Raw genomic sequence first — 1,683 nt, 5'->3', positions numbered from 1 at the left:
CTTAAACGGTTAAAATAACGCAATATAATTTTATGGTAATATTAAGGTAAGAAAAATAATAATGTTGGTGATTTATTAATGCGTACTAAAAACCGCCTTACCTCTACAGAAACAAGGTATTTTAAACCTGAATTTCAATCTTGCCCATACTGCAATTCTAAATTAGAGTATTGTCATACTGTCTCTAAGAAAACAATTTCAACCCTAAAAGGTGTTTTGACTCTTGTTAATATGGGTTACCGCTGCTCAAACAAAAATTGTTCACATCCAGAGACAGTCTATCGTTCTGCTCAAGCTGATCAGCTTAGTATGAAACATATTACTTATGGAATGGATGTCCTCGCTTACGTTGGTCAGCTTCGATTTAAAGAACATAAAACTCGTAAAGAAATAATGGATATCTTAAACACCGAAGGTGTAACAGTATCTGAAAGACATGTTCAAAAGCTTTATGAAAGATACTCTGTTTTATTACGAGCTAGCGCCGAAAATTATGCGAAACAGGAAATGAAAAAAGTAACTGAACTATATGGTGGAATCATTCTATCTATGGATGGTGTCCAACCTGAAAAAGGTAATGAAACTCTCTATGTTATTCGGGAAGTTTTAAGCGGTACAATTGTTGCCGCAAAGAATGTGAAAAGTAGTTCCACAGAGGAACTAATGGAATTTATTAGGCCTGTTTTAGAATTCGGTTTTCCTATTTTGGGCTTTGTTAGTGATGGTCAACAGTCTATTCGATTGGCCTTCGAAAAGCTATCTCCTGACACTCCATATCAGTATTGCCAATTTCATTATTTAAAAGATATTGCTAAACCAGCTGTAGACAGTGATCGTAAATTAAAAACTAATATCAAAAAGAAACTCCGCGGAATTCGAGAAATTGAAAAGAAAGCTTCCAAAGATGTAAATAACTTAGAGTCAGAAACTGCTCTTGCTTATACGGCAGCCCTTCGGTCTGTGTTATTGGAAGATGGTTGTCCGCCTTTAGAATTACCAGGTATCAAGGTATTTGATCAAACAAAAAAGATCCAAAAATCCCTTGAAAAGTGCCTGGATAAAAAAGGGGACCCCTTTACTTGAAAAGTTGTTCAGAATAGTCAGTATTGTTGATAACTACAAAAGTGACTACCGTCAGGTAGTCAGATTTTCCATAAGGATTAGACGGATTGCCAATATTCTTGAGCCTTCAAAACGTAAGACAAGCGCTAGTGTCGAAAAAAGACTTTTAGAGTATTTAAAAGAAATCAACCAAACTCTAACTAAAGAAGAAGATGCTGCTTTTGTTGATAATCTTAATCGGTATAGCAAAGGGTTTTGGAAAGGCTTATTTACCTTTTACGATAATCCAATTTTGCCAAGAACAAATAATGATCATGAACTTTTCTTCCGTACCATAAAGCGTAGGCACCGTCGTATAACGGGGTTAAGATCTTGGAATCGTTACATAATGCGGCACGGTGAATATATCGTTTTTGCTGAAGATGCAATTTCAGATCCTTGTATTCTCTCAAGATTAGCTACTGTACCTTTTGATGCCTACATCAATGAAATGAAAAAATGGGAAGAAAGAACAAAAGAGCATATTCAACGATTTCAATTTAAAAGAGATCCAGACCAATACCTTAAATGCGTAGAAGAAAAATGGCTTAATCAACGATTGTGTTAGTTAAGCCGTCTAAG

General features: G+C 35.3%; 2 protein-coding genes. Both read left to right on the top strand.

The window, feature by feature from the left end:
* The first annotated feature begins 78 nt into the window (after positions 1 to 78).
* Positions 79 to 1,083 (top strand): transposase, encoded by a 1,005-nt coding sequence (locus H525_RS24365; protein ID WP_027416910.1) that lies wholly within the window; start codon positions 79 to 81, stop codon positions 1,081 to 1,083.
* Positions 1,084 to 1,087: 4 nt separating this feature from the next.
* Positions 1,088 to 1,669, top strand: coding sequence for a hypothetical protein (locus tag H525_RS0115425; protein WP_027416909.1), 582 nt, complete (start codon positions 1,088 to 1,090; stop codon positions 1,667 to 1,669).
* Positions 1,670 to 1,683: the final 14 nt, after the last annotated feature.

This window comes from Aneurinibacillus terranovensis DSM 18919 (assembly GCF_000430625.1).
GTDB lineage: Bacteria > Bacillota > Bacilli > Aneurinibacillales > Aneurinibacillaceae > Aneurinibacillus_B > Aneurinibacillus_B terranovensis.
This window is presented reverse-complemented; position numbering and strand designations above follow the sequence as displayed.

Coding starts and splice junctions, on each gene's coding strand:
- H525_RS24365 (WP_027416910.1), top strand. CDS start 79: ATGCGTACTAAAAACCGCCTTACCTCTACAGAAACAAGGTATTTTAAA.